This window comes from Streptomyces bambusae, assembly GCF_019400985.1.
GTDB classification, from domain to species: Bacteria; Actinomycetota; Actinomycetes; order Streptomycetales; family Streptomycetaceae; genus Streptomyces; species Streptomyces bambusae_A.
This window is the reverse complement of sequence record NZ_WTFF01000620.1, coordinates 1-1,560: the sequence shown is the minus strand read 5'-3', so window position 1 is coordinate 1,560 and position 1,560 is coordinate 1. Positions and strand designations below refer to the sequence as shown.

At 74.5% G+C, this 1,560-nt stretch carries 2 protein-coding genes; both read left to right on the top strand.

Features of this window, described 5'->3' with window-relative positions:
• A partial coding sequence (locus GPJ59_RS36105; RefSeq protein ID WP_219672340.1) for a molybdopterin molybdotransferase MoeA occupies positions 1-846 on the top strand: 846 nt, incomplete at its 5' end.
• Positions 847-920: 74 nt separating this feature from the next.
• On the top strand, positions 921-1,400 hold the full coding sequence (gene moaC, locus GPJ59_RS36100) for a cyclic pyranopterin monophosphate synthase MoaC (protein WP_219672339.1): 480 nt from the start codon (positions 921-923) through the stop codon (positions 1,398-1,400).
• The last annotated feature ends 160 nt before the right edge of the window (positions 1,401-1,560 follow it).

Sequence of the window (1,560 nt, the reverse complement as noted above, 5' to 3'; positions counted from 1 at the left end):
GCGCGGGCCCACGTCCGCGCCCGCGGCAGCGACGTCCAGGCCGGCGACCTCGCGCTGGCCGCCGGGACGGTCCTCGGCCCGCCGCAGATCGCCCTGCTCGCCGCCATCGGGCGGGCCGCCGTACGGGTGCGGCCGCGCCCGCGGGTGGTCGTGCTGTCCCCCGGCAGCGAGCTGGTCCAGCCGGGCGAGCCGCTCACCTCCGGCGTCATCTACGACTCCAACAGCTTCACGCTGGCCGCCGCCGCCCGGGACGCGGGCGCCATCGCCTACCGCGTCGGCGCGGTCGCCGACGACGCGGACACCCTGCGCGCCACCATCGAGGACCAGCTGATCCGGGCCGACCTGCTGGTCACCACGGGCGGGGTCAGCGTCGGCGCCTACGACGTGGTCAAGGAGGCCCTGACCTCGGTGGGCGACGGGGAGGTCGACGGCACCCGGGTGGAGTTCCGCAAGCTGGCGATGCAGCCCGGCAAGCCCCAGGGCTTCGGTTCCGTCGGCCCCGACCACACCCCGCTGCTGGCCCTGCCCGGCAACCCGGTGTCGTCGTACGTCTCCTTCGAGCTTTTCGTCCGGCCCGCGATCCGCGCCCTGATGGGCCTGCCGGACGTGTCGCGGCCGGCGGTGCGCGCCACGCTCGGCGGGGACCGGGAGCTGCGCTCGCCGGCCGGCCGCCGGCAGTTCCTGCGCGGGAAGTACGACGCCGACAAGGGGACGGTCAGCCCGGTCGGCGGATCGGGCTCGCACCTGGTCGCCGCGCTGGCCCACGCGGACTCGCTGATGGTGGTGCCGGAGGACGTCACCTCGGTGGAGCCGGGCACCGACCTGGAAGTGATCCTGCTCGGCTGACCCCGCCCGGGTGCGGGTAGCGTGTGTTGCACCACACAGGCCCGTGCGGGGCCCAGAGCGGGAGCGGCACAGCAATGAGTAGCCAGAGCAGGCTGACCCACATCGACGAGGCCGGCGCGGCCCGGATGGTCGACGTGTCGGAGAAGGACGTCACGACCCGGACGGCCCGCGCCAGCGGCCGCGTCCTGGTCTCGCCCCGGGTGGTCGAGCTGCTGCGCGGCGAGGGCGTGCCCAAGGGCGACGCCCTCGCCACCGCCCGCATCGCCGGGATCATGGGCGCGAAGAAGACCCCCGACCTGATCCCGCTGTGCCACCCGCTGGCGGTCTCCGGCGTCACGGTCGACCTCGCGGTGGCCGACGACGCCGTGGAGATCCTGGCCACCGTGCGGACGACCGACCGGACGGGCGTGGAGATGGAGGCCCTGACGGCGGTCGCCGTGGCCGGTCTCACCGTCATCGACATGGTCAAGGCCGTCGACAAGGGCGCGGTCGTCACCGACGTCCGCGTCGAGGAGAAGACCGGCGGCAAGTCCGGCGACTGGAGCCGCGCGTGAACGCGCCGCGCGGGGGCGAGGTGCACAGCCACAGCCACGGGCCGGCGGGAGAGGGCCCGGCGGCGGGGCACTGCGCCCGTCCCGGGCTGTTCCTTATACACCTCATACGGTGGCCGCGATCTTCTGCGTGGTCCATACCGTGGGACACTCGGTGTTGGAT

Coding starts and splice junctions, on each gene's coding strand:
- moaC (WP_219672339.1), top strand. CDS start 921: ATGAGTAGCCAGAGCAGGCTGACCCACATCGACGAGGCCGGCGCGGCC.